Genomic DNA, 24,221 nt, shown 5'->3' with positions numbered 1-24,221 from the left:
TGCAGGATGATGAATGGGATGGAGATCATCGCTTCCTGAGCGCACTGCAAGGACGCGAGACGTCCAACGCTACGCTTTGATTGGACGATTGAACCTGGGCATAACCAACAATGCAAAAGCCGGCAAGGGGTCCTCCCTGCCGGCCTGGAACGGCTGGTATGATTAAGGCGATAAAACTACTAGTGGTGGGCGGTCGCAAATAGTGTGCTTTCGCGCGCGGCGACAGAAACTGCTTGCTTTTCGGAAACGCGTCGGGATACGTCCAACACGCCGCGTTTGATCAGTATCCGTCGAATGGCGCGGTGTGCGCCGTCAGCTTCCGGCTTATCCTCCAGAAATGCGTCCATGGCGGCCAAGGCAATGTCGTCCATTTCCTCTTCTGAGAAGGAATGAAACAATTTCGCAGCCAGCACATCGTTCGTTACATCAGACGCGCAAACCACTTTGCTGGCGTACTTTGCCAAGACAGCGCGTACATCGCGCACAGTAATCCCGAAAGCCATTTGCAGCGGCATACCTACCTCCATTCGACGGTTTGCAACGATGTGCAATATGTCTGTATGGTATCGGTTGGGTTATCAGGCTGATATAGGACAGACCCCTGTAAAGATGTAGGAAAGAATGAATGGCGCTGTCAGTCCAAATCTGAATTCTTTACCGGGTTCCCAGCATTACGCTGCTCGCCAACGGTTCTCGGCAAACCCTGCAGTGACTGACTCGAAAACCCATTTTGCCCCGCAAAAACGGCACATGAAGTATTCTGGTCGTCCCCTCCCACGGCTGAACCAGGACTTCGGCGGCCTGCCAAGGCTTTTTAAGCCGGCATGCCCGTTATTATCCTGAGAACCATGCGCCATGGCCCAGCAAAGTGAACATTTCATGCAAGCGCCAAGTGGCTGTCACGCCTTACTCCTTCAAGGGGAAGGATTTATGCGGTGGGAAAGATCGGCGGAACAGGCAATTCCTCTTCATTCGCCTCTTTGCCAGGCGGACTGCTGGCCGGGGGAACGGCCGGCGGCTGCTCAGGCGTTTGAGTGGGCGGGATCGACGGACTGAAGTCCGGATCGGGCTTCTGGAATTGAGGGTATTGTTTACCTGCCTTCATAGCACTTCTCCATTGGTGGCGATCCTTATCGTAAGCCAACCGGACGCCTGAGGCGTTGCGGCTTATCAGCGAGGACGGAGTGAACCAAACGGTTCGTTTCAAAGTCCTACTTCTAAACTAGAAAGAATGACGGACTCATACCACGGGCTCCCGAAGGCACTATGAAACTAGGCAATTATTGGCAATTCAGCCAAGGTCACGCGCGGCGCGAAGTGAACACGCCGGTTATTTTGTTGATTGCAGGGCTTGGAGGGTTCTGGGCTACCGTTGCCTTCCTTGTGTTTGCTTAGGTTTTGCTTTGCCTCGAAACACCTGGGTCAAAAAGTTGTTGTAATTTTCTTCGCTGGCTGAGCCAAAATAAAATGGCGTCACCATCCGGGAAATTATATGAGCTTAAATAAATACGACTTGACTGCTTACCGGCGGGCAAAACGCATACGTGCGTTAAAAATCGATTTTCTGATCGTCATATTTACGTTGGCGGCGATCATTCTGATCAGCCGGGAACATCCGCAGCCGCGTCCAGGCGCACCTGCCTTTCATGTTCAGAAGCAAAGCATTCCGGATACGCAAAAATCATCAACGAGTGCGATTCTGGCCACCGCAGTGCGGTGAAAAATGCATGTCTTCGAAGAAGATAGGGAGACCTGCAATCACGTCTTGTCTATCGTCTATCGACCAATTCTTTGCGCTCGATACAGTTTCGGCTTCCAAAACCAAAAGGGCCAGATCCAAGATCTGGCCCTTCTTTATTTGGTGCGGCTGGCAGGAATCGAACCCACGACCCCTTGGTTCGTAGCCAAGTACTCTATCCAGCTGAGCTACAGCCGCGAACCACTGAGTATATCAGCCGCTGCATCATTTTGGAAGTGAGCTGCGGCGTGAAAGGATATGCGCAAGGAAAGGTGTGTTTCAGGAAGTTAAAGCCTAGGGTGTAGCCACCCGCATACAAGTTGTCTTGTCGCCTATCCGGCTTCACAGCACGCTTCATTCTCTACAACAAAACATATGGTACATTTGAGAAATATTTCCAATGGACAATGTTGCGACACGTCCCGGTGACACGAGAAGCAGATAGCACAACGATGAAACTGAAATCCACTACTTTTACGCTAGCCGCCTGCAGCCTGAGCTTGTCAGGCTCTCTATTTGCCGCATCGCTCGAAGTCGATGTCAAGGATGCGCATGGCAATGGAGTGGCAGACGCTGCCATCTACCTCGAGTCCCTAACAGGCACTCTGCCGGCGCGTCCAAGACCAGCGGAAATTGAGCAGAAAAGCCGGAAATTCATGCCCTTAATGACAGTGATACAAACGGGCTCGGAGATTGCCTTTCCGAACAACGACACGGTGCGTCACCATGTTTATTCCTTTTCGCCAGCGAAACCGTTTGAACTAAAACTGTACTCTGGAACACCCGGCAGCCCCGTGCTGTTCGATAAACCTGGCACAGTGGTAATTGGCTGCAATATCCACGATCGCATGGTGGCCTACATTCAAGTAGTCAATACGCCCTATTTTGGCAAGACGAACGATACGGGAAGAGTACGCATCACCGATTTACCAGCCGGCAAGTATAGGCTTAAGGCCTGGCATCCCCAACTGCTGTTGGGCGCCACGATGCCGGAATCGGAGATCTCGATCGTCAAGCAGGACGTTGCTGTCAGCATTGCGCTGAATCCCGCTACCGATAGCAAGCCGCATTGATCGACGATGTTTAAAAGCCTTGAAAGACGCATCGTCGCCTTGCTCCTCGTTCTGGTGCTCGGCGTCCAGCTCGCCACCTATTTCATCATCAATAGTGCGATCGAGCGCAATGGACGTGCCCTTGTCGCAGAAGAGGTGGCTGTCGGAGAACGCGTGTTCCACAGGCTGCTTCGGCAAAATGCCGAGATGCTCACCCAGGGAGCGCAGCTGCTGGCAAAGGATTATGGATTCCTTTCCGCCATTGCCAGCCGCGACGAAGAGACGATCGCGTCGGTTCTAACCAATCATGGTGAGCGCATCGGCGCATCGGTGACCGTGATGGTTGATGTCGAGCGTGCAATGCGCACCGGGCCTGCGCAATCGGTTTCCGTGGATGTGCAGCGGCTGATCCTGGAACTGGTGGACATTGCCGCGCGCGAAGGAAGTGCAGTCGGCACCGGCATTGTTGACGACGCGCCGTTCCAGATCGTTGTCGTTCCGGTCAAGGCGCCCGTTGTCGTCGGATGGGTTGCGATGGCATTTCCGATTGACCAGCGGCTGGCCAATGACATGCGCGACCTGTCATCACTGGAAGTGAGTTTTCTTAGCCGCCCGGCTCAAGGCAACTGGCGGATCAGCGCCACCACCCTCGCCTCCAGTGACACCGTCAATCTATTGCGCGCCATGCAGTCCCGCGGCAGTTCGCGCGAGGCCAGCCTGGATATCGCCGGGAATGACGGCGCTTACAGGGGCTCTGTCATTGACCTGGCAAGTACGGAAAGGCAAACAGCGGTTGCCGTGCTGCAGCGCTCGGTCGCGGCTGCCATCGCGCCTTACGATGCACTGCAAATGATGCTGCTGGTATTGACTGCGGGCGTGATCGTTATCGCCGCCGTCTTCAGCCTGCTGACCGCGCGGCGCATTACCGGCCCCCTGCGCGAGCTGACCAGCACCGCGCGACGGCTGGGCGCCGGCGACTATGACGGCCCCATTCCATCCGGTGGCGGCGAGGAAATACTGGAACTGTCGAATGCCTTTGTCTCGATGCGTAATGGCATCAGCAAACGCGAAATGGAGATCCACAAGCTGGCTTACTGGGATGCATTGACCGACCTGCCTAACCGGGCGCAATTTACCCGGAGGCTTGCCCACGCGCTGGGAACGGCAAAGAGTTGCCATATTCTGATGATGGACCTGGATCGCTTCAAGAACGTCAATGACGTGCTGGGTCACGGTTTTGGCGACGCGCTGCTGCGCAAGGTCGGCAACAGGCTGGTCGAGCATGCCGGCGTGGACAGCGCCAACATCGCGCGGCTTGGCGGAGACGAATTTGCCCTCATGCTGGTCGACGCAACGCTGGACGATGCCAAGGCAGTGGCAACCCGCGTGCTCAAGTCGCTGGAAAAACCCATATCGCTGGACGACCAGGCGGTTGACCTCGGTGCGGGCATAGGCATAGCCGCCTACCCCGAGCACGGCCGGGATGCCGAATCCCTGCTGAGCCATGTCGAAGTGGCGATGCACGTGGCCAAGCGCAGCGGAAACCAGGCAGTGGTGTACGACCCGGCCTACGATGAAAGCAGCCAGCAAAGCCTGTCGCTGCTCAGCGAGCTTCGCCATGCGGTCGACCACAACGAACTCCGGCTTTACGTGCAACCCAAGCTGTCACTGGGCATGGGCGAAGTACATGGCCTGGAAGCCCTGGTGCGGTGGGTTCACCCCGAACGAGGAATGGTGTTTCCAGACCAGTTCATTCCTTTTTCCGAGCAGACAGGCTTCATCCGCGTGCTGACGTTATGGATTCTGGACCAGGCTGCGGCACTCTGCGCGCGACTGGCTAAGGAAGACATGCATCCGCGTATTTCCGTCAATATCTCGGCACGCGACCTGATGGATCAGGATCTGGCCGAAAAATTCACCGCGATACTGCGCAGGCACCATGTCGCGGCATCCTCCTTCTGCCTGGAGATCACCGAGAGCGCGATCATGGACGACCCCCTGCGCGCGCTGAATACCCTCAACAGCTTGCATGGGCTGGGCGTTCAGCTGTCGATCGATGATTTCGGCACCGGCTATTCCTCGCTCGCCTACCTCAAGCAACTGCCGGTGCATGAACTGAAGATCGACAAGTCTTTCGTGAAGAATATGGAGCATGACGCCAATGACGCCAAGATCGTCCGATCCACCGTCGACCTTGGGCACAACATGGGCCTGCGGGTGGTTGCCGAGGGTATCGAAACTAGGCAGGTGTGGAATCTACTATCGGAGATGGGCTGCGACAGCGGCCAGGGTTACTATATGAGCCGGCCGATTCCTGCCGACGAGTTCAGTACCTGGTCAAGGCGCTGGACATCCGAGCGCGCCGTGGGAAGCAGAACCGGCGCATGCGCATTGGCTTCCAATGCGCAGCCTGTGGAAACTCAACTGGAGCAAGATGCATGAGCAAGTTGCCGCTTCTCTGCCTGCTTATCCTGTCCCTCCTCGCCAGCCGGGCAGGCGCCGAGGATGACGAAGCGCGTCTGCGTGCGCTCGATCAAAAATGCGAAGACGCACGGGCGAAGCGCTTGGCGCCGATCCGGGAGGAAATGGCGCGGCGATGCATGGCCGAAAAGCGCTATCTGGCCAATCCCGAACAGGATTGCAGGCTCGAGATGAGTACGTATGGCGACACCTTCCAGGGCCCCCGCGGGGCAGCCATCAAAGGGAAGTTTTACGATTTGCCCGAATGCCTGGCTGCAGCCAGCGCGTGGAAGGAATGGGAAGCGTCGCGCCCCTGGAAAAACTGAGTATCGTGTCGGTCAACGACGGGAACGGTAAATGTCATGCCCTGCTTCATCGATCTGACGCCGCAAGGCTTGACGCTCCTCCGGCGAAAGCCGTCCCTGGCGCGGCTGCTCTGATTGGTTGCGGCCGTCGCGGCCGCTGCGATCCCCATCGGGACGCTGGGCACGGGGTTCGGCAGGCTGGCTTCTTTCGTCCCTGGCATGACGCGGGTCCTGGTCCCGTTGCTGAGTCAGCCCGGTCACCGCGCCTGTAATCAGGAGTAAGGACAGGCAAACTTTTTCCAGCGTTTTTCTCATCATGGATTCTTTCGGGATGTCAGGCGCCGACGCTTATCGTCACAGGTCAAAAGTGTATGTCGGTTTGCTCAATGTCCGAACTTGGATCCGGTAAAGTGTGTAACACTTTGTAATGCCCGCAGAAAACATCCTTAACCGGCCGCGCGCCTGACGTTACCATAGCAAAATGAATACGACAAACCTTTCTGGCATGCAGACCAGCCATACCAATACCCACCAAGCCAAGATTCTGGTCGTGGACGATGACATCCGTCTGCGCGACCTGTTGCGACGCTATTTGGCCGAGCAAGGCTTCAATGTCGTGACGGCGGAAAATGCGCAGGCGATGAACAAGCTCTGGCTGCGCGAGCGCTATGACCTGCTGGTGCTCGACCTGATGCTACCCGGCGAGGATGGCCTGTCCATCTGCCGCCGGCTGCGCGGTGCGGGCGACCAGACACCCATCATCATGCTGACCGCCAAGGGCGAGGATGTCGACCGGATCGTGGGCCTGGAAATGGGCGCGGACGACTACCTGCCCAAGCCCTTCAATCCCCGCGAACTGGTGGCGCGCATCAGCGCAGTGCTGCGCCGGCGCGGTCCGGAAGAGGCGCCCGGCGCGCCGTCGGAAACCCCGCAGACGTTTACCTTCGGCGACTTCGTGCTCGACCTCGGCACCCGCACGCTGAAGAAGAACGGCCAGAACATCTCGCTTACCACTGGCGAATTTTCCGTGCTCAAGGTCTTTGCGCGGCATGCCCGGCAGCCGCTGTCGCGCGAGAAGCTGATGGAACTGGCGCGCGGCCGTGAATACGAGGTGTTCGACCGCAGCCTCGACGTGCAGATCTCCCGACTGCGCAAGCTGATCGAGCCGGACCCGTCCAATCCCCTGTACATACAGACGGTCTGGGGTCTGGGCTATGTCTTCATTCCGGAAGGACAGCCACGTTGAAGCGTGTGCTCGCGGTTCCATGCTAGCCAAGCCTGCACGGTTTGCCTGGCTCACCAGCGGACTCTACTGGCGTACTTTTTTCCTGCTGTCATTCCTGATTGCGGCCAGCATGGCTGCATGGGTTGTCAGCTTCCGGATCGTCGAGCGCACGCCGCGCGCCGAGCAGATAGCCAGCCAGGTGGCGTCCATCGTCACGATTACCCGCTCCGCCCTGCTCCATTCGGCGCCGACGTCGCGCCGCGAGCTGCTGTTCGACCTCGCCAGCAATGAAGGCATCCGGGTCTACCCACGCGAGGAAAACGACAAGGTCACGCCGCCGCAGGACACCACGCTGATGCCGCTGATCCAGTCCATGGTGCGCTCACGGCTGGGCATTGAAACCCGCTTCGCCGGCTCGGTGAATGACATTCCCGGCTTCTGGATCAGCTTCACCATCGATGACGACGATTACTGGCTGACGCTGGACCGGGAACGCATCGAACGCACTTCCGGCATCCAACTGCTGGGATGGGCCACGATCACGCTGCTGCTGTCGCTGACTGGCGCCGCCTTCATCAGCCGCTTGATCAACCTGCCGCTGGCGCGCCTGACGCAGGCTGCGCGAGCGATTGGCCGCGGCCAGCAGCCGGCGCCGCTGCCCGAGCGCGGACCCACCGAGATCCGAGAGGCCAACGGCAGCTTCAACCAGATGGTGGTGGACCTGAACCGGGTCGAATCAGACCGCACGCTGATCCTGGCCGGCATCTCGCACGATTTGCGTACGCCGATCTCGCGCATGCTGCTGGAAGTGGAAATGGCCAAGCTGAGCGATGACGCCCGCGCCGGCATGCAGTCCGACCTGGCGCAGATGGACGCCATCATTGGCCAGTTCCTTGACTACGCCCGCCCTGCCGGCGAGGAAGTACGCCAGCCGGTCGACCTGTCGGCGCTGATCATGGACATCGCCCGCGAGGCGTCGCGCCTGCCCGACGTGCAGATCTTTTCGGATGTGACCAGCGGCCTGGAAGTGCTGGGCAATGGCATCGACCTGCGGCGCGTGGTCAACAACCTGATCGAGAACGCACGCCGCTACGGCAAGACACCGGGAAGCAGCCGCACCGACATCGATATCCGCTGCTGGCGCGACGGCGACAAGGCGGTGCTGGAAGTTGGCGACCGCGGCACCGGCGTGCCCGACAGCGAGCTGGAGCAGCTGCTGCGGCCATTCACGCGCCTGGACAGCGCGCGCAGCCAGGCCAACGGCGCCGGGCTCGGGCTGGCCATCGTGGAACGGGTGGTACAGCGCCACGGCGCCACGCTGCGCCTGTCGAACCGCGACCAGGGCGGCCTGCTGGCCCGCATCGCGTTCCAGCTTGCGCCTGCCGGCAAGATCTGACGTTTATGCGCGGTACAGCAAGGCAACCGCTTCAGCGGCGATGCCTTCCTCGCGCCCGAGGTAGCCCAGCCGCTCATTCGTCTTGGCCTTGATGTTCACCTGGCCGACGGCAACGCCGAGGTCGGCGGCGACATTGGCCGCCATGGTCGGGATATGCGGCGCCATTTTCGGCGCCTGGGCAATGATGGTGGCGTCGACATTGCCGACCAGGTAGCCGGCGGCCCGGACGCGTCCGATGGCTTCACGCAGCAGCACGCGGGAATCGGCGCCGGCAAATTCGGCCGCGGTATCGGGGAAATGGCGGCCGATGTCGCCCAGTCCGGCCGCGCCCAGCAGCGCATCGGTCAGCGCATGCAGCAGCACATCGGCGTCGGAGTGTCCGAGCAGCCCGGTGGCATGCGGAATCGTGACGCCGCCGATCACCAGCTTGCGCCCGCTCACCAGCGCATGGCAGTCGTAGCCTTGTCCTACGCGGAACGGCGGCATGGTCGTGTCAGTCATTCAATGCTTTCAGATAGAGTTCAGCCAGAGCGAGATCGTCCGGCAGCGTTACTTTCAGGTTGCGCGGGCTGCCCGGCACCAGGCGCGGCGTCAAGCCGAGCGCCTCGATTGCGCTGGCCTCATCGGTCACTTCCGCTGCGGCCTCCAGCGCCTTCCTGAGCAGGCCGTAACGGAACATCTGCGGCGTCTGGGCAGCCCACAGGCCATCGCGCGGCACGGTGGCGTCAACCCGTCCGGCGCCGTCGCTGCGCTTGAGCGTATCGACGATGGGCAGGGCCAGCAGGCCGCCAACGTCATCCGCGTGCAGGGCCTCGATCAGCCGGACGGCAAGGCCAGCGCTGAGACCGGGCCGGGCGGCATCATGCACCAGCACCCATTCATCGTCGGCGATCTGCGGACGCATTGCCAGCAGGCCGTTAAGCACCGACTGGCGGCGGGTGTCGCCGCCATCGCGCACGATGGTCACCCGTCCCGCCAGGCTGGGCCCGTTGCGCATCAGGTCGTCGATGTAGCCGTCGCTGCCACCCACCACGGCGAAGGTGTGGGTGATGGCTTCCATGCCTGCAAAGGTGTCCAGCACATGGCGCAGCATGGGCTTGCCGGCCAGGCTCGCATACTGCTTGGGCATGGCGGCGCCCATGCGCGCGCCGACGCCGGCGGCGGGAATCAGGGCAAAGTACCGGGGAGGGATCATGGTATGGGCGCCGGGCGGCGCGGGTGGCGGCAATGGAAAAAAGATGCTTGGTTTATAATCGCAACTCTTTTTACTGTCAAATCAGCGGCCCTGCGCCACTTCATTGACATGGCACTCCCGATACCGCCTTCCGATGCCATTTGACCTCAAAAACATTCTTCCCAAACCCGGCTCCCGTTTTGCGCTCCCAGTCGTCCACGGCTCGGCCGATTCCTACCTGCTGGCGCAGGCTGCACTGACGCTGAAGGCGCGTGGGCAGACCCTGGCAGTCGTGGTCGCCAATGCCGGCGATGCCCAGCGACTGCAGAACGAGATCCCCTGGTTCCGTGGCGACGACACCCAGGACGCGCTGCGCTGCCATCTGCTGCCAGACTGGGAAACCCTGCCGTACGACGCCTTCTCGCCGCACCAGGACCTGGTGTCCGAGAGGCTTGCCACCCTGCATGAACTGCAGAACGGCCAGTGTGACGTGCTGATCGTGCCTGCGACAACGGCTCTCACGCGCATGGCGCCGCCCTCCTTCCTGGCGGCCTACACCTTTTTCTTCAAGCAGGGCGAGACGCTGGATGAGGCAAGGCTGAAGTCGCAGCTCACGCTGGCTGGCTATACCCATGTCAGCCAGGTGATGTCGCCTGGCGAATACTCGGTGCGCGGCGGCCTGATCGACCTGTTCCCGATGGGCTCGGCGCTGCCCTACCGGATCGACCTGTTCGGCGACACGATAGAAACCATCCGCACCTTCGATGCCGACACCCAGCGCTCGCTGTATCCGGTGCGCGAGGTGCGGCTGCTGCCTGGCCGTGAATTCCCGATGGACGAAACCGCCCGCACCGCCTTTCGCGGACGCTGGCGCGAGGTGTTCGAAGGCGACCCGACCCGCTCGGCGATCTACAAGGACATCGGCAACGGCATCGCGTCGGCAGGCATCGAATACTATCTGCCGCTGTTCTTCGACCACACCGCCACGCTGTTCCAGTATCTCCCCGAAAACACCACCATTGCGCTCCTGGGCGACATCGACGGCGCCATCAAGCGCTTCTGGAACGATACCCAGTCGCGCTACCGTTTCCTGAAAAGCGACCGCGAACGGCCGCTGCTTGAGCCGCAGGCGCTGTTCCTGACCGACGAGGACTTCTTCACGCTGGCCAAGGCGCACGGCCGCCTGACGCTGCAGTATGACGATGCGCCGTCTGCGCTTTCTTCGCCGCTGCCCAACCTGGCGGTGAACCGGCGCATGGACGATCCGTTGGCAAACCTGCGCAGCTACCTGGATCGCACCGACCGAAGGGTGATGATTTGCGCCGAGAGCAGCGGCCGGCGCGAGACCCTGCAGCAATACTTCAGCGAATACAACCTGCCGCTGTCGCTGTGCGACGGCTATCAGGACTTCATCACCTCCGCCGCGCCGGTCATGCTGGGCGTGGCGCCGCTGCATGCGGGCTTCGAGCTGGCGCCCGAACTCGGGCATGTCGCCTTCATCACCGAGACCGAGCTGTATGCCGGATCGGGACGCAGGGCTGGCCGCAAACGCCAGGAAGCCGCGACCCAGGTCGAGGCCATGGTGCGCGACCTGTCCGAACTGAAGATCGGCGACCCGGTAGTGCATGTCAGTCACGGCATCGGCCGCTACATGGGCCTGATCAGCATGGACCTCGGCGAAGGCGAGACCGAATTCCTTCATCTGGAATATGCGAAGGAGACCAAGCTCTACGTGCCGGTGTCGCAGCTGCATGTGATTTCCCGCTATTCGGGCGCATCGCCTGAGGATGCGCCGCTGCACAGCCTGGGTTCGGGCCAGTGGGACAAGGCCAAGCGCCGGGCCGCGCAGCAGGTGCGCGATACGGCTGCCGAACTGCTGAACCTGTATGCCCGCCGCGCGGTGCGCCAGGGTCATGCCTTCGAATACTCGGCGCATGACTATGTCGCCTTCGCCGAAAGCTTCGGCTTCGAGGAAACCCCAGACCAGGCGGCCGCGATCAATGCGGTCATCCACGACATGACCAGCGGCAAGCCGATGGACCGCCTGATCTGCGGCGATGTCGGCTTCGGCAAGACCGAGGTGGCATTGCGCGCCGCCTTCGTCGCGGTGCTGGGCGGCAAGCAGGTAGCAATCCTGGCGCCGACCACGCTGCTGGCCGAGCAGCATGCGCAGACCTTCGCCGACCGCTTTGCCGACTGGCCGGTGAAGATCGCCGAACTGTCACGCTTTCGCACCGGCAAGGAAGTAAGCCAGGCGATCAAGGGCATGGGCGACGGCACCGTGGACATCGTCATCGGCACCCACAAGCTCTTGTCGGGCGACGTGAAATTTGCGCGCCTGGGCCTGGTGATCATCGACGAGGAGCATCGCTTCGGCGTGCGCCAGAAGGAAGCGCTGAAGGCATTGCGGGCCGAGGTCGATGTGCTGACCCTGACCGCCACGCCGATCCCGCGCACGCTGGGCATGGCGCTGGAAGGACTGCGCGACTTTTCCGTGATCGCCACCGCACCGCAGAAGCGGCTGGCAATCAAGACCTTCGTGCGCAGCGAATCCGAAGGCGTGATCCGCGAGGCCTGCCTGCGCGAACTCAAGCGCGGCGGCCAGGTGTATTTCCTGCACAATGAAGTCGAGACCATCGAGAACCGCAAGGCCATGCTGGAAGCGCTGATGCCGGAAGCGCGCATCGGCGTGGCGCATGGCCAGATGCATGAGCGCGACCTGGAAAAGGTGATGCGCGACTTCGTGGCACAGCGCTTCAACATACTGCTGTGCACCACCATCATTGAAACCGGCATCGACGTGCCGAGCGCCAATACCATCGTGATGCACCGCGCTGACAAGTTCGGCCTGGCGCAGCTGCACCAGCTGCGCGGCCGGGTCGGACGGTCCCATCACCAGGCCTATGCCTACCTGCTGGTCAATGATGTGCAGGGCCTGACCAAGCTGGCCCAGCGCAGGCTCGACGCCATCCAGCAGATGGAGGAGCTGGGCAGCGGCTTCTACCTGGCCATGCACGACCTGGAAATCCGCGGCGCTGGCGAGGTGCTGGGCGAGAGCCAGTCCGGCGAGATGATCGAGGTCGGCTTCCAGATGTATTCGGACATGCTCAACGAAGCCGTGCGTTCGCTGAAGAATGGCAAGGAGCCGGATCTCGCGGCGCCGCTGTCCTCCACCACCGAGATCAACCTCCACGTGCCGGCGCTGCTGCCGAATGACTTCTGCGGCGACGTGCATGAACGGCTGTCGCTGTACAAGCGGCTGGCCAACTGCGGCAGCCAGGAAGCGGTGGACGACCTGCAGGAAGAGCTGATCGACCGCTTCGGCAAGCTGCCCGATCCGGCGCGCGCACTGATCGAGACCCACAGGCTGCGCATCGCCGCCAAGCCGCTGGGCATCGTCAAGATCGATGCGCATGCGGAATCGGCGCTGCTGCAGTTCGAACCGAATCCGCCGGTGGATGCGATGCGCATCATCGAGCTGATCCAGAAGAACCGCCACATCAAGCTCAACGGCCAGGACAAGCTGCGCATCACCGCCAACATGCCCGACCTTTCCGCCCGTGTGCAGCAGGTGAAGTCCACCCTGCGCTCGCTGGTGGGTTGAACCACTCTTTTTACTGACTCAGCTTATGAACCTGATTTTCCAAGGCAGCACCGACCGCGCAACCATAGACCGGCTGGCGGCCCCGTGCCAACCGGCACGCATCGAGCAGGTCCATGCTCACGCATGGCGCTGCGTCGATGTGGCCGACGGTCCTGCGGTACGCAGCCAGATCGAGGAGGCCAGCCTGCAGGCCAGGGTGGATGCCACCTTCATCGAACCCGGCCGGCGCTTGTCGGATTTCGGCCTGCTGGCCATGGACATGGACTCCACGGTGATCACCATCGAATGCATCGACGAGATCGCCGACATGCAGGGCCTGAAGCCCCAGGTGGCGGCCATAACCGAAGCGGCGATGCGCGGCGAGATCGAATTCGCGGAAAGCCTGACGCGCCGCGTGGCGCTGCTGGAAGGCCTGGACGCGAATGCGTTGCAGAAGGTGTATGACGAACGGCTGAAATTTTCCCCTGGCGCGGAAGCGCTGATTTCCGCCGCCCATGCAGCCGGCGTCAAGACGCTGCTAGTCTCCGGCGGCTTTACCTTCTTTACCGACCGTGTGCGTCAGCGGCTCGACCTCGACTACAGCCACGCCAATGTGCTGGAAGTCGCGGATGGCCGCCTGACCGGCAAGGTAGTCGGCGGCATCGTCGACGCCGAGGAAAAGAAGCGTACCGTGGAGCGGGTCTGCGCCGAGCTCGGCATCCCGGCCCGGAAAGCCATCGTGATGGGCGACGGCGCGAACGACCTGAAGATGATGTCGGTGGCAGGCCTGTCGGTGGCGTACCGCGCCAAACCTGTTGTTCGCGCGCAAGCCGATGTCGCCTTGAATTTTTCCGGTCTGGACGGCATCTTGGCCCTGCTTGCGCAATAACGCCAGGCACGACCTTGGAGGCCGCAGATGATGCAGGAGCTGGTACTCGATACGCAGTTGCAGTCCCGCAAGAACCTTGCCTGGTGGCTTTACCTGTTCCATGCCGCCAGCCTGGTGTTTTCGATGGGCGCCTTTGGCTGGGTGCCGCTGATCATCAGTTACCTGAAACGCGACGACGCGGCCGGCACCTTCGTCTATAGCCACCATACATGGCAGATCCGGTCCTTCTGGTGGTATGTCGTCTGGATGATCCTCGGCGGCCTGCTGTTCGCCACCGTGGTGGGGATTCCGCTTGCCTTCGTGGTGTGGGGCGCAGCCTGGCTGTGGAAGGCGTACCGCTTGCTGCGCGGCTTCTTCGCCTTGAATGACAATAAGCCCATACCGGCTTGAACGAGGCTGAGCCGACTTTTCAAGGGATGAACACGTTATCGCTTGTTGCGCCAAACTGAGGATTGCGCGCATCTCCCCTGCTGGTTGAACCAAACGCCCTACCGCGCTACCCATGCACGCTTCACATTGCCCGCCCTCGTTTTGAGGGCGGTTTTTCTTCCGATGCATGCATAAAGGAGAGTGCCATGGATGTCGAATTCGCCCCACCGAGATTGAATCCCGTTCCGACTGCTGCCCCTGGAGAACCCGCCGTCCCAGTAGGACAGCCACTCCCCGGCATGGCTGTTGCCACGCCAACGCCGCATCCCGGCATTACGCTTATCGGACCCCCAGCGGCGGCCGGCGTGCAGCTCACCTGGACCCGGCCTACCCTGCGGCCCATTGCAGGCGGCGACGACCAGGCGCTGCTATACGCTGCCGCCAGCGCCGGCAACACGGCGGTGATGAGCCTGCTGCTCGGCACTGCTCCCGGCCCAGCGGCCACATACCATGCGCTGTGCCATGCCGTATCGGCGGGAAAGTCCGCCGCCGTGCTTCTGCTGCTCGAGCATGGCGCCAACATCAACGAGCGTGACGCGCAAACCGGCGCTACCGCGCTGCATCATGCAGTGAGCAACGCCAATGCCAACATGATCGAGTTGCTGTTGCAACGCGGTGCGGATGCGGGCATGGGCGACCATGCGGGCAACACGCCGCTGCATATGGCTGCGCTGATGAACCAGTTAACTATCCTGTCGCCATTGCTGGCCAACGCGCGGACTGTGCTCATGGCTAACCACGAGGGCAACACACCGCTGATGCTGGCTGCCAGCCATGGCCATGCGGAGATGGTCAGGCGGCTGGCAAGCAAGTCTGATCTGCATCATGTGAACCGGAACGGGGACAGCGCGCTCATGTTGGCCGCCGCTGGCGGCCATGCCGACATCGTACGGCGCCTGCTGGGCAGGGGCGCCAGCGCGGCACAGCTTAACCAGAGCGGCGCTAGCGCCATCCAGCTTGCCGCCGAGGGCGGCCATATCGAGGTGCTGCTGAGCCTGCTGGCAAGCCCGGGCCATGTCATCGACCAGGCTGGCACCACCCGGCAGGAGGTGCTGCAGCTTGTGACTATGCTGGCCGCGCAGCACGATGGCGGCAACATCCAGGCCGACCAGCAGCAGAACGACCGGGCGCTGCTGGCAGCCTGCAGGAGCGGCAAGGTGGTCAAGGCGGCATTGCTGCTGGCGTGCGGGGCTGGGCTGGAAAGCAAGGATGCGCAGGGGGATACGCCGTTGATCATCGCCGTGGCATGCGGACGTGACGCGGTATGCAGCCTGTTGGTGGCAAAAGGCGCGGATGTCAATGCGACCGATGCGCATGGCAATTCGGTGCTGATGCGGGCTGTTAGCCGGAAAGGGGCCAGCCTTGATCTGGTAAAGACGCTGATCGCAAAGGGAGCGGATATCCGCCATCAGGCAAAGAATCATTACAGCGCACTGGATTGCGCGGTCACGTCCGGTGACAGCGTTCCGATCATTGCGCTGCTGTCTCATGGCGTGGATCTGAACGCGCAACGGCCATGCCACAGCTTTCTCCTATCCATGGCTGCTCAACATAGCGATGTGCCGGTAATCCAGTTCCTTCTCGCAAATGGCTGCAACGTCAATGCTTACGTGAACGGCCACGGGGCGCTGGCAGCGGCCGCATTCATTGGAAACATGCCAGTGTTGAACGTGCTGATTGCCAATGGAGCGGAAGTGGAGCCCAAGGAAACATCGAACACACCGCTGATGCAGGCGGCATGGCGGGGACACCTGGAAATAGTGAACGTACTGCTCGCCAACGGGGCGAGTCTGAAACATGTTGGATCTCTTGGCGTTAATGCCCTGCACGCGGCGGCGAATAGTAACAGTACTGCCATGCTGAAACACCTGCTGGAACTAGGCATGGACATCAATCAGGTCGATCATGATGGGAATACCGCTTTGATTAATGCCAGCAGATCAAGGACTGCGGACAACGTCAAGCTATTGCTGAAGCATGGCGCCAAGACCCATTTTGCGAATAAACACGGCAGGACGGCGCTGCTAGAAGCAACTTTTAGCGGGAGCGTGGACATCGTTCAGCAGTTGCTGGCCAACGGCGCATCCATCCATGTGGTCGATGGGTACGGAACCGCGCCGCTCACCTACGCAGCTGAACGGGGGTTCATCGACATTGTGAAATTGCTGCTCGACCGTGGCATTGCAGTCAATGACAGCAGTAACGGGACAAGCAATGCACTGGACCGCGCCATCTCTAGGGGGCATACCGAGATCGCCAACTTGCTACGCGCCAAAGGGGCCAGGCTGAGCAGTCAATAAGCCTGACTGCGCAGCCTGAGCAGGCAAGTATTACCCCAGCACCTTCATCGCCTGCTCGATATCCGCAATCAGATCCGCCGGCTCTTCCAGCCCGACATTGAAGCGCAGTAGCTGGCCTTTCGCGTGCCATCCCTGGCGCATGCCCTGCATGCGGTAGGGCACGCACAAGCTGTTAGCGCCGCCCCAGCTATAGCCAATCTTGAACAGCCGCAGGCTGTCGATGAAGCGGTCGGTCTGGGCTTCGCTGTAGCGCTCGTCAAAGATTACCGAGAACAGGCCGCCGGCGCCGGTGAAGTCGCGCGCCCAGTGCGCATGGCCCGGACAGTCGGGGAAAGCCGGGTGCAAGACCACGCTGACCTCCGGCCTGGCCTTGAGCCAGGCAGCGACCTGCCGGGCACCCCGATCATGCGCATCGAAGCGCAGCTTCATCGTTGCCAGTCCGCGCGAGACGAGGTAGGCATCGTCCGCGCCCACTCCATAGCCGAGACGCATGTGCGCCGTCTCCAGCCGCTGGTGCAGCGCCTTGTCACGGCAGATCACCGCCCCCATCAGCACATCCGAGCCGCCCGACTGGTATTTGGTCAATGCCTGCATCACGATGTCAACGCCATGGTCGAAGGCGGCGAAGGCGATGCCGGCAGACCAGGTGTTATCGATCGCCACCAGCGCGCCGGCCGCATGCGCGGCCTCGCAGATTGCCGGAATGTCCGGCACTTCCATCGACACCGAGCCCGGCGCCTCGGTCCAGATCAGCCTGGTGTTGGGCTGTATCAGCCCGGCAATGCCGGCGCCGACCATGGGATTGTAATAGCGGGCGCTGATGCCAAAGTCCTTGCCGAGCCAATTGCCCAGCTCGCGGCTGGGGTTGTAGACGTTATCGGGCAGCAGCACATCGTCGCCGGTTCGGAGCAGCGCCAGATCCACCATGGCAATGGCGGCCAGCCCGCTGGGCGCCAGCACGCAATGGCTGCCGCCTTCGATCGCGGCCAGCCGGGCTTCCAGGGTGAACGTGGTCGGCGTGCCATGCAGGCCGTAGGTATAGCCGGCCTTGTCCTGCCAGTTGCGCGAGCGCAGCGCCGCCACGTCCTTGAAGAGCACGGTGGAGGCATGATGGATCGCCGTCGGGAAGGCGGCAAAGCCGTCCGGGGCGTGGTAATCATGGTGTATCAGCCGGGTCTGCAATGATTTTTCTTCGCTCACTTGTCCTCCTGATGCAATGACTTCAACGTGCGCTAGCGCGATGCCGGCCTGGCTGAAGCGGCAGCATTGCCTGCGTCGATGGGCTTGAGCACGAACTGCCTGGAGACCGCGCCATCGGCCGACTGCCAGGTGCCGCGCACTTCGCCGTCCTGCTGGCGGCCCTCCCATTGGCCCGACACATCGGTGCCATTTTCGGATTCTTCCATCAGCAGGCTGTCGCCATCGGTCTCGCCCGCCAGCAGGATCTGGCCGCTGCGGCCGAAGACGATATAGCTGCCTTCGATGCCTTCGGTCGGATCGGCCTTGGGGCGTACCTGCATCTGGATGTTGGCCTCGCCGAGCGTCCCGCGCAGGACCACCGGCCGCGAGAACAGTCCGCCGGCGGCATCCTGCGCCTGCGCGCCGCCCGCCAGCAGGCCCAGGCACAACAGCCCGGCACGCAGCAGGCGGCTGGTCATGCCTTGGCCCACAGGTCGTGGGCGTCCGCCGCGGTCACGGTGACATCGTAGAACTCGCCGACCTTGAGCTTCAGATGCGGCTCATACGGCGCCTTGATATGCACCACGCCATCGATCTCGGGCGCGTCGGCGGCGGAGCGGCCGGTGGCGCCACCGGTGCGGTCCACCGCGTCCACCAGCACGCACAGCGTCTTGCCGACCTTGCGCTGCAGGCGCTCGGCCGAGATGCGCTCCTGCAGCTGCATCACGCGGCCGCGGCGTTCCTCGCGCACTTCCTCGGGCAACTGGTTGGCCAGTTCATTGGCGGTGGCGCCTTCCACCGGCGAATAGGCGAAGCAGCCGAGACGGTCGATCTGCGCTTCTTCCAGGAAGTCGAGCAGGTACTGGAATTCCTCCTCGGTCTCGCCAGGGAAGCCGGCGATGAAGGTGGAGCGGATCGTGATATCCGGGCACAACTCGCGCCAGCCGCGGATGCGCTCGATATTCTTTTCGCCATTGGCCGGGCGCTTCATGCGCTTCAGCACATCCGGATGCGCATGCTGCAGCGGCACGTCGAGGTAGGGCACGACATGGCCGCCATTCATCATCGGAATGATCTGGTCCACATGCGGGTAGGGATAGACGTAATGCAGGCGCACCCAGGCGCCATACTGCTTGGCCAGTTCGCCCAGCGCGCCCACCAACTGGGTCATGTGGGTCTTGAGCGGCGCGCCGTTCCAGAAACCGGTGCGGAACTTCACGTCCACGCCATAGGCGCTGGTGTCCTGCGAAATGACCAGCAGTTCCTTGACGCCAGCCTTGAACAGGTTTTCCGCTTCCAGCATCACGTCGGCGATAGGCCGCGACACCAGGTCGCCGCGCATTGACGGAATGATGCAGAAGCTGCAGCGATGGTTGCAGCCCTCGGAAATCTTCAGGTAGGCATAGTGGCGCGGCGTCAGCTTCACGCCCTGCGCCGGCACCAGGTCGATGAAGGGCTCGTGCGGCTTGGGCAGGTGGAGGTGGACTGCGTCCATCACTTCGCCCAGCGCGTGCGGGCCGGTCACGGCCAGCACCTTCGGGTGCACCTTCTGGATGATGTCGTCGCCGTCGCCGTCCTTCTTGGCGCCCAGGCAACCGGTCACGATGACCTTGCCGTTTTCGTTCAGCGCTTCGCCGATGGCGTCCAGCGATTCCTGCACGGCGGCGTCGATGAAGCCGCAGGTGTTGACGATGACGAGGTCCGCGCCATCGTAGGTCTTGGCGGTATCGTAGCCCTCGGCGCGCAATTGCGTCAGGATCTGTTCGGAATCGACCAGCGCCTTCGGACAGCCAAGAGAAACAAAGCCGACCTTGGGCGTCGGCGAGGTAAGGTTAGACATGAGGTGGGGGAAATAGCGGAAAAAAACGAATCCGCTATTGTACCCGCATCGACGCCGGCCTTCCGGCCGGGCTTATTTGTCCTTCTTTTCGCCGCCGGGGGGCGCTGGCGGTGCCGGCGGCGCGAACGGGAAAGTGCCGAACATGTTCTTGGTCTGGTTCTGCATCTGTTCCTGCATCTGGATGAACAGGGTTTTGCTCTGCTCGATGTAGTTGGTCATCATGCCCTGCATGATCGGCCCCTGGACGCTCATGAACTGGGTCCACATTTCCGGGCTGAAGGGCTTGCCTTCGTACAGGCCCTTGGAGTTCTCGGTCAGCTTGTTCTGGATGTCGATGAAGGCCTGGATGTTCTTTTCCAGGTAGGAACCCATCATGCCCTGCATCGCATGCCCGTAGTAGCGGATGATCTGGGCCAGCGCGCCGCTGGAGAACATCGGCGAGCCGTTGGACTCTTCCTCCAGGATGATCTGCAGCAGGATGCTGCGGGTCAGGTCTTCGTCGGTCTTGGCGTCGACCACGGTGAACTCCTCGTTGCCGAGCACCAGCTGCTTGACATCGGTCAGCGTGATGTAGGAGCTTGTCTGCGTGTCGTACAGACGGCGGTTCGGGTATTTCTTGATCAAGCGCTCGGACGCCTTCTTGGCACTGTTCATTGGAAAATTCACTTTAATACGCTCTCTCGCTGCGCTCTAGATAGGACCTGGAATGGATGGGCGCACGGTGGCGCCCTTCGAATTATAGTTCTAAAAATCAGGACTTTAGCCCTGTTTCACACCGTACCACATGCCGCGGCCTGCTGATCAGGCCACCGCCTTCTGCTTCACGTAGCGGCCCGGCGCCGCTTCGACCGGCTTGTATTTCGCGTTGCCGTAGCGTTTCGGCGCGCTGATTTCCTTGCCGCCCTGCTCGGCCAGGAACGCTGCCCATTCGGTCCACCAGCTTCCCGGTTTCTCGGTCGCCGTCTCGAACCATTCCGCCGCGCCGGCAGGCGTGGCCTTGTTGACCCAGTGGCTGCGCTTGTTCTTCGCGGCCGGGTTGATCACGCCGGCAATGTGGCCGGAAGCACCGAGCACGAAGCGGCTGTTGGCGCGCTTCTTGGTATTGATCAGGTTCAGCGACTCGTACGCCGCCTGCCACGGGACGATATGGTCTTCCTTGGAGCCGTAGACAAAGGCCGGCAGGTCGAGGCGACCCAGGTCGACGCTCTGCCCTGCCACCTGCAGCTTGCCGGGCTCGCGCAGATTGTTTTCCAGATACATGTTGCGCAGGTAATAGCAGAACATTGGACCGGGCAGATTGGTCGCGTCCGCATTCCAGTAAAGCAGATCGAAGGCCGGCGGCTCCACGCCTTTCAGGTAACTTTGCTCGACGTAATTCCATACCAGGTCGTTCGGGCGCAGGCTGGAGAAGGCGGCGGTGAAGTCCCGGCCCGGCATCATGCCGCCGCCGCCGATCTCGGCTTCGCGGCGCGCCACCTGCGCTTCGTCGATATAGACTTCCAGCACGCCGGTGTCGGAAAAGTCGAGCAGCGTGGTCAGCAGCGTCAGGCTGGATGCCGGCTTGTCGCCACGCGCCAGCAGCACCGACAGCGCCGTGGCGACAATGGTGCCGCCGACACAGAAGCCCAGGGTATTGATCTGGTCCTGGCCGGTGATGTCGCGCACCACCTCGATCGCCTTGATCGCGCCCGTCTCGATATAGTCGTCCCAGCTTGCCTGCTTCAGCGAAGCGTCGGGATTAACCCAGGACACCAGGAACACGGTATGGCCCTGCTCCACCGCATAACGGACCAGCGAGTTTGCGGGCTGCAGGTCCATGATGTAGAACTTGTTGATGCACGGCGGAACCAGCAGCAGGGGGCGCTCGAACACGGTCTTGGTCAGCGGCTTGTACTGGATCAGCTGGAAAAGCTCGTTCTCGAAAACCACCGCGCCTTCGGTGGTGGCGACATTCTCGCCAACCTTGAACGCGGTTTCATCGGTCTGGGAGATGCGGCCCTTCTGCATGTCGGCCAGCATCAGCGCGATGCCCTTGGCCAGGCTCTCGCCCTTGGTTTCGACCAGCTTCTTCTGCGCTTCGGGATTCGTGACCAGGAAGTTCGACGGCGACATCGCGTCTATCGTCTGCTGGATCGCAAACCGGATCTTCTGCTTGACCTTGGGCGAAGCCTTGACCGCGTCGGCCATGGCCATCATGAAGCGGGCGTTGAGCAAATAGGCCGCGGCGTTGAAGGCGTACAGCGCGTTGGATTTCCAGGCTTCACCGGAAAAGCGCTTGTCCTTGATGTCCGGGGTGCTCGATGTGACTAGGCTTTGCCAGAGTGTCGAGAACTCCCTTACATAGTCGCTTTGCAGGCGGGTCAGCGCCTCCGGCTCGATCAGCACTGCCAGGTCGGAGGACAAGGAGCCGGGCAACAAGCCGTTTCCATTCAATTGCCCCATCTGTGGCTGCTTGAGCCAGCTTTGCCATGCATTCGGGTCGGACAGCTGGGCCATCCATGCTGCTGCATCCTGCGGAGTGAGCGTCTTCATGCTTGTCTTCCAGGTTTCGCGTATCGTTAGGGTTTCAACTCTTCATTACCAGCGGTGTTCCTCATGTTCATAGTCGCCATTGGCTGGATGTATGTCGTGCTCATGATGTCGATCGCGGAAGAAAATGCGGTCGCCGGCGTCATGACGTTGATCCTCTATGGCCTGTTGCCAGTGGCCATACTCTTATACATCAGCGGCGGAGGCAAGCGCAAGCGCCGCCGCATTGCGGAACAGCAGCGGCAGGCCGAGGCCGCGATTGCCCGTGTAGCGGCTAATGATGAGCAGGCGGTGGACAAGGAGCCGCCCGGCAAGAGCCAGGGCTAGCTCATCAGGCGTCGATCCAGATGAGCGAGGCCATGCGCCCCGTCACGCCATCCCGACGGTAGGAATAGAAGCGCGGCGCATCCTCGACCGTACAGTAGTCGCCGCCAGCAAACAGGTCCACGCCGCAGGCATGAAGCGCCAGGCGCGCCAGCGCATAGATATCGGCAAGGTATTTTCCATTTGCCTGCAATGCAAAGTGCCGCCCTGCCGGGTCAAGGCCAGCAAAGGCCTGCAGCACGTCCACACCGACTTCGAAACGCCGCGGCCCGATCGCCGGTCCCAGCCAGGCCTGTATCTGCTGCGCGCCGGCATCACGCATCCGCGCTACCGTATTGCCGAGCACGCCCGCCGCCAGGCCGCGCCAGCCGGCATGGGCTGCCGCCACTACCTGCCCGCTCAGGTCGCAGAACAGGACCGGCAGGCAGTCCGCCGTCAACACCGCGCAGACAACGCCGGGCGTCGTGGCAAAGCTGGCGTCGGCGTCGGGCACGCCCGAAACCGTGCCGGCACCGACCACGTCGGCGCCATGCACCTGGTTCAGCCAGACCGGATCGGAGGGAAGCAAGGCTCGCAGCGAGGCACGGTTTGCGCTCACATGGGCCGCATCGTCCCCGACATGCTGCCCCAGGTTCAGGCCCGGGCCGCCTGCGCCATCGCCATAGGGCGCCTGGCTTGCGCCACCGCGGCGGGTGGTACACAGGGCACGCACCGGCCCCGCGTCAACCTTCCATTCGGGAACGATCAGGTTGCTCATGCGTCGAGATTCGCGCTGGCAATGCCGGCCTTTTCCAGCAGGGCGGCAAAGTCCGCCGGCAGCGGCGCGGTCCATTCGCACTCTTCCCGGCTTTCGGGATGGATCAGGCCCAGCCGGCAGGCATGCAGCGCCTGGCGGTGAAACACCGATGCCAGATGCGGCTTGCCATACAGCGCATCGCCCACCAGCGCAAAACCCAGGTGCTGCATATGCACCCGGATCTGGTGAGTGCGCCCTGTTTCCAGTTCGCACTGCACCAGGCTGACCGGCTTGCCATCCAGCACGCCGGTGGCAAGTCGCTGGAAGCGGGTGACCGCCGGCTTGGCGCTCAGATTGTTCTGCACCGACATGCGGATGCGCTCTCGCGGATGGCGCCCGATGGCCGCATCGACCTTGCCGCCAACCTGCGGCGTGCCCCATACCAGCGCCAGATAAACCCGGTGCACGGTGCGCGCCTGCAACTGGCGCACCAGGTCGGTCTGGGCCTGCATGGTCTTGGCGACCACCATCAGGCCGCTGGTGTCCTTGTCCAGGCGATGCACGATGCCGGCACGCGGCACATCGGCAATCGGCTTGTGATAATGCAGCAGGCCGTTCTGCAGCGTGCCCGACCAGTTGCCGGCGCCAGGATGCACCACCAGTCCTGCCGGCTTGTTGATCACGATGATCGCGTCATCCTCATGCACGATATCCAGCGCCATCGCTTCCGGTTCGTAGGCATGCGCATCGGCGGCCGCTTGCGGCTGAACCAGCACGGTCTCGTCGCCGAACATGGTGGTCTTGGCGCGCGCGGTCTTGCCGTCGACGGTGACATGGCCCTCTTCTATCCACTGCTGGATGCGGCTGCGCGAATATTGCGGCAGCCGGCTGGTCAATACCTTGTCGAGACGCATGCCGCAGTCGGCTTCCGACAGCACAAGCGTCATTGGCGCGCCATCACCGGCGCCGGCTTCGGCATCGTCGCCAAAGTCGTCGTCCTGGTCGGTCGGAAAGTCGGGTTGGTTCGGGTCTTCAATTGGCGGCACGGCAAATCCCATCAGC

Annotated in this window: 22 protein-coding genes and 1 tRNA gene; 11 read left to right on the top strand and 12 right to left on the bottom strand. The window is 61.8% G+C overall.

Annotated features, from left to right (window positions below; all coding sequences use genetic code 11):
• Positions 1 to 179: 179 nt before the first annotated feature.
• Positions 180 to 515, bottom strand: coding sequence for a hypothetical protein (locus ABC383_RS03620; protein ID WP_413012017.1), 336 nt, complete (start codon positions 513 to 515; stop codon positions 180 to 182).
• 977 nt (positions 516 to 1,492) lie between these two features.
• Between ABC383_RS03620 and ABC383_RS03615 the strand changes: the two genes are divergently transcribed.
• Entirely contained in the window at positions 1,493 to 1,720 is a 228-nt protein-coding gene (locus tag ABC383_RS03615) for a hypothetical protein (protein ID WP_413012016.1), read from the top strand.
• 139 nt (positions 1,721 to 1,859) lie between these two features.
• Here ABC383_RS03615 and ABC383_RS03610 read toward each other — a convergent pair.
• Positions 1,860 to 1,936: transfer RNA gene (locus tag ABC383_RS03610), tRNA-Arg, on the bottom strand.
• 254 nt (positions 1,937 to 2,190) lie between these two features.
• Between ABC383_RS03610 and ABC383_RS03605 the strand changes: the two genes are divergently transcribed.
• Genes ABC383_RS03605 through ABC383_RS03595 form a run of 3 tightly spaced genes read left to right on the top strand, consistent with a single transcriptional unit; the run spans position 2,191 to position 5,576 of the window.
• Complete coding sequence (locus ABC383_RS03605; RefSeq protein WP_413012015.1) at positions 2,191 to 2,811, top strand: methylamine utilization protein; 621 nt, start codon at positions 2,191 to 2,193, stop codon at positions 2,809 to 2,811.
• Between the two features lie 6 nt (positions 2,812 to 2,817).
• A complete protein-coding gene (locus ABC383_RS03600) occupies positions 2,818 to 5,232 on the top strand; it encodes a putative bifunctional diguanylate cyclase/phosphodiesterase (RefSeq protein WP_413012014.1) in 2,415 nt (804 codons plus the stop codon).
• On the top strand, positions 5,229 to 5,576 hold the full coding sequence (locus ABC383_RS03595) for a hypothetical protein (RefSeq protein WP_413012013.1): 348 nt from the start codon (positions 5,229 to 5,231) through the stop codon (positions 5,574 to 5,576). The genes ABC383_RS03600 and ABC383_RS03595 overlap by 4 nt, the downstream gene beginning before the upstream one ends.
• A 12-nt stretch (positions 5,577 to 5,588) precedes the next feature.
• On the opposite strand, the gene ABC383_RS03590 is transcribed toward ABC383_RS03595, so the two are convergent.
• A complete protein-coding gene (locus tag ABC383_RS03590; protein ID WP_413012012.1) occupies positions 5,589 to 5,873 on the bottom strand; it encodes a hypothetical protein in 285 nt (94 codons plus the stop codon).
• A gap of 163 nt (positions 5,874 to 6,036) precedes the next feature.
• Here ABC383_RS03590 and ompR point away from each other — a divergent pair, with 163 nt between their 5' ends.
• Both ompR and ABC383_RS03580 read left to right on the top strand, forming a co-directional pair.
• Positions 6,037 to 6,801: an osmolarity response regulator transcription factor OmpR gene (gene ompR, locus ABC383_RS03585; RefSeq protein ID WP_323744785.1), complete on the top strand. Its 765-nt coding sequence runs from the start codon at positions 6,037 to 6,039 to the stop codon at positions 6,799 to 6,801.
• A gap of 19 nt (positions 6,802 to 6,820) precedes the next feature.
• Entirely contained in the window at positions 6,821 to 8,176 is a 1,356-nt protein-coding gene (locus ABC383_RS03580; protein ID WP_413012011.1) for an ATP-binding protein, read from the top strand.
• A 3-nt stretch (positions 8,177 to 8,179) separates the two neighbouring features.
• Here the strand turns inward: ABC383_RS03580 and ispF are convergent, their stop codons facing one another.
• Together ispF and ispD are read right to left on the bottom strand one after the other, a co-directional pair.
• Positions 8,180 to 8,677: a 2-C-methyl-D-erythritol 2,4-cyclodiphosphate synthase gene (gene ispF / locus ABC383_RS03575; RefSeq protein WP_413012010.1), complete on the bottom strand. Its 498-nt coding sequence runs from the start codon at positions 8,675 to 8,677 to the stop codon at positions 8,180 to 8,182.
• The gene (gene ispD, locus ABC383_RS03570) at positions 8,670 to 9,371 is read right to left on the bottom strand and encodes a 2-C-methyl-D-erythritol 4-phosphate cytidylyltransferase (RefSeq protein ID WP_413012009.1); all 702 of its coding nucleotides are present in this window, start codon (positions 9,369 to 9,371) and stop codon (positions 8,670 to 8,672) included. Before ispD ends, ispF begins: the two co-directional genes overlap by 8 nt.
• Before the next feature lie 133 nt (positions 9,372 to 9,504).
• On the opposite strand from ispD, the gene mfd reads away from it, so the two are divergent.
• From mfd to ABC383_RS03550, 4 genes are all read left to right on the top strand, one after another.
• Positions 9,505 to 12,954: a transcription-repair coupling factor gene (mfd, locus tag ABC383_RS03565; protein ID WP_413012008.1), complete on the top strand. Its 3,450-nt coding sequence runs from the start codon at positions 9,505 to 9,507 to the stop codon at positions 12,952 to 12,954.
• Positions 12,955 to 12,979: 25 nt separating this feature from the next.
• Positions 12,980 to 13,822, top strand: a complete 843-nt coding sequence (gene serB, locus ABC383_RS03560) for a phosphoserine phosphatase SerB (protein WP_413012007.1) — start codon at positions 12,980 to 12,982, stop codon at positions 13,820 to 13,822.
• Between the two features lie 27 nt (positions 13,823 to 13,849).
• The gene (locus ABC383_RS03555; protein ID WP_413012006.1) at positions 13,850 to 14,212 is read left to right on the top strand and encodes a DUF4870 family protein; all 363 of its coding nucleotides are present in this window, start codon (positions 13,850 to 13,852) and stop codon (positions 14,210 to 14,212) included.
• A gap of 185 nt (positions 14,213 to 14,397) precedes the next feature.
• Complete coding sequence (locus ABC383_RS03550; protein ID WP_413012005.1) at positions 14,398 to 16,551, top strand: ankyrin repeat domain-containing protein; 2,154 nt, start codon at positions 14,398 to 14,400, stop codon at positions 16,549 to 16,551.
• Between the two features lie 30 nt (positions 16,552 to 16,581).
• Here ABC383_RS03550 and ABC383_RS03545 read toward each other — a convergent pair whose 3' ends face one another.
• From ABC383_RS03545 to phaC, 5 genes are all read right to left on the bottom strand, one after another.
• The gene (locus ABC383_RS03545) at positions 16,582 to 17,751 is read right to left on the bottom strand and encodes a cystathionine beta-lyase (RefSeq protein WP_413012004.1); all 1,170 of its coding nucleotides are present in this window, start codon (positions 17,749 to 17,751) and stop codon (positions 16,582 to 16,584) included.
• Positions 17,752 to 17,783: 32 nt separating this feature from the next.
• Positions 17,784 to 18,209 (bottom strand): hypothetical protein, encoded by a 426-nt coding sequence (locus ABC383_RS03540; protein WP_413012003.1) that lies wholly within the window; start codon positions 18,207 to 18,209, stop codon positions 17,784 to 17,786.
• Entirely contained in the window at positions 18,206 to 19,570 is a 1,365-nt protein-coding gene (rimO, locus tag ABC383_RS03535; protein ID WP_413012002.1) for a 30S ribosomal protein S12 methylthiotransferase RimO, read from the bottom strand. Before rimO ends, ABC383_RS03540 begins: the two co-directional genes overlap by 4 nt.
• Before the next feature lie 72 nt (positions 19,571 to 19,642).
• Positions 19,643 to 20,224: a polyhydroxyalkanoate synthesis repressor PhaR gene (gene phaR / locus ABC383_RS03530; RefSeq protein ID WP_413012001.1), complete on the bottom strand. Its 582-nt coding sequence runs from the start codon at positions 20,222 to 20,224 to the stop codon at positions 19,643 to 19,645.
• 147 nt (positions 20,225 to 20,371) lie between these two features.
• Positions 20,372 to 22,102 (bottom strand): class I poly(R)-hydroxyalkanoic acid synthase, encoded by a 1,731-nt coding sequence (gene phaC, locus ABC383_RS03525; protein WP_413012000.1) that lies wholly within the window; start codon positions 22,100 to 22,102, stop codon positions 20,372 to 20,374.
• 63 nt (positions 22,103 to 22,165) lie between these two features.
• On the opposite strand from phaC, the gene ABC383_RS03520 reads away from it, so the two are divergent.
• Positions 22,166 to 22,426 (top strand): hypothetical protein, encoded by a 261-nt coding sequence (locus tag ABC383_RS03520; RefSeq protein WP_413011999.1) that lies wholly within the window; start codon positions 22,166 to 22,168, stop codon positions 22,424 to 22,426.
• A gap of 4 nt (positions 22,427 to 22,430) precedes the next feature.
• Here ABC383_RS03520 and pgeF read toward each other — a convergent pair whose 3' ends face one another.
• Positions 22,431 to 23,180 (bottom strand): peptidoglycan editing factor PgeF, encoded by a 750-nt coding sequence (gene pgeF / locus ABC383_RS03515; RefSeq protein WP_413011998.1) that lies wholly within the window; start codon positions 23,178 to 23,180, stop codon positions 22,431 to 22,433.
• Positions 23,177 to 24,217 (bottom strand): RluA family pseudouridine synthase, encoded by a 1,041-nt coding sequence (locus tag ABC383_RS03510; RefSeq protein WP_413011997.1) that lies wholly within the window; start codon positions 24,215 to 24,217, stop codon positions 23,177 to 23,179. Before ABC383_RS03510 ends, pgeF begins: the two co-directional genes overlap by 4 nt.
• Positions 24,218 to 24,221: the final 4 nt, after the last annotated feature.

This window comes from Noviherbaspirillum phoenicis, from assembly GCF_047237965.1.
Classification (GTDB): Bacteria; Pseudomonadota; Gammaproteobacteria; order Burkholderiales; family Burkholderiaceae_D; genus Noviherbaspirillum_A.
This window is presented reverse-complemented; position numbering and strand designations above follow the sequence as displayed.

Coding starts and splice junctions, on each gene's coding strand:
- ABC383_RS03605 (WP_413012015.1), top strand. CDS start 2,191: ATGAAACTGAAATCCACTACTTTTACGCTAGCCGCCTGCAGCCTGAGC.
- serB (WP_413012007.1), top strand. CDS start 12,980: ATGAACCTGATTTTCCAAGGCAGCACCGACCGCGCAACCATAGACCGG.
- mfd (WP_413012008.1), top strand. CDS start 9,505: ATGCCATTTGACCTCAAAAACATTCTTCCCAAACCCGGCTCCCGTTTT.
- ABC383_RS03555 (WP_413012006.1), top strand. CDS start 13,850: ATGATGCAGGAGCTGGTACTCGATACGCAGTTGCAGTCCCGCAAGAAC.
- ABC383_RS03615 (WP_413012016.1), top strand. CDS start 1,493: ATGAGCTTAAATAAATACGACTTGACTGCTTACCGGCGGGCAAAACGC.
- ABC383_RS03550 (WP_413012005.1), top strand. CDS start 14,398: ATGGATGTCGAATTCGCCCCACCGAGATTGAATCCCGTTCCGACTGCT.
- ABC383_RS03620 (WP_413012017.1), bottom strand. CDS start 515: ATGCCGCTGCAAATGGCTTTCGGGATTACTGTGCGCGATGTACGCGCT.
- ispD (WP_413012009.1), bottom strand. CDS start 9,371: ATGATCCCTCCCCGGTACTTTGCCCTGATTCCCGCCGCCGGCGTCGGC.
- ABC383_RS03590 (WP_413012012.1), bottom strand. CDS start 5,873: ATGATGAGAAAAACGCTGGAAAAAGTTTGCCTGTCCTTACTCCTGATT.
- rimO (WP_413012002.1), bottom strand. CDS start 19,570: ATGTCTAACCTTACCTCGCCGACGCCCAAGGTCGGCTTTGTTTCTCTT.
- ABC383_RS03520 (WP_413011999.1), top strand. CDS start 22,166: ATGTTCATAGTCGCCATTGGCTGGATGTATGTCGTGCTCATGATGTCG.
- phaC (WP_413012000.1), bottom strand. CDS start 22,102: ATGAAGACGCTCACTCCGCAGGATGCAGCAGCATGGATGGCCCAGCTG.
- ABC383_RS03580 (WP_413012011.1), top strand. CDS start 6,821: ATGCTAGCCAAGCCTGCACGGTTTGCCTGGCTCACCAGCGGACTCTAC.
- ABC383_RS03595 (WP_413012013.1), top strand. CDS start 5,229: ATGAGCAAGTTGCCGCTTCTCTGCCTGCTTATCCTGTCCCTCCTCGCC.
- ABC383_RS03540 (WP_413012003.1), bottom strand. CDS start 18,209: ATGACCAGCCGCCTGCTGCGTGCCGGGCTGTTGTGCCTGGGCCTGCTG.
- ABC383_RS03600 (WP_413012014.1), top strand. CDS start 2,818: ATGTTTAAAAGCCTTGAAAGACGCATCGTCGCCTTGCTCCTCGTTCTG.
- pgeF (WP_413011998.1), bottom strand. CDS start 23,180: ATGAGCAACCTGATCGTTCCCGAATGGAAGGTTGACGCGGGGCCGGTG.
- ABC383_RS03510 (WP_413011997.1), bottom strand. CDS start 24,217: ATGGGATTTGCCGTGCCGCCAATTGAAGACCCGAACCAACCCGACTTT.
- phaR (WP_413012001.1), bottom strand. CDS start 20,224: ATGAACAGTGCCAAGAAGGCGTCCGAGCGCTTGATCAAGAAATACCCG.
- ompR (WP_323744785.1), top strand. CDS start 6,037: ATGAATACGACAAACCTTTCTGGCATGCAGACCAGCCATACCAATACC.
- ispF (WP_413012010.1), bottom strand. CDS start 8,677: ATGACTGACACGACCATGCCGCCGTTCCGCGTAGGACAAGGCTACGAC.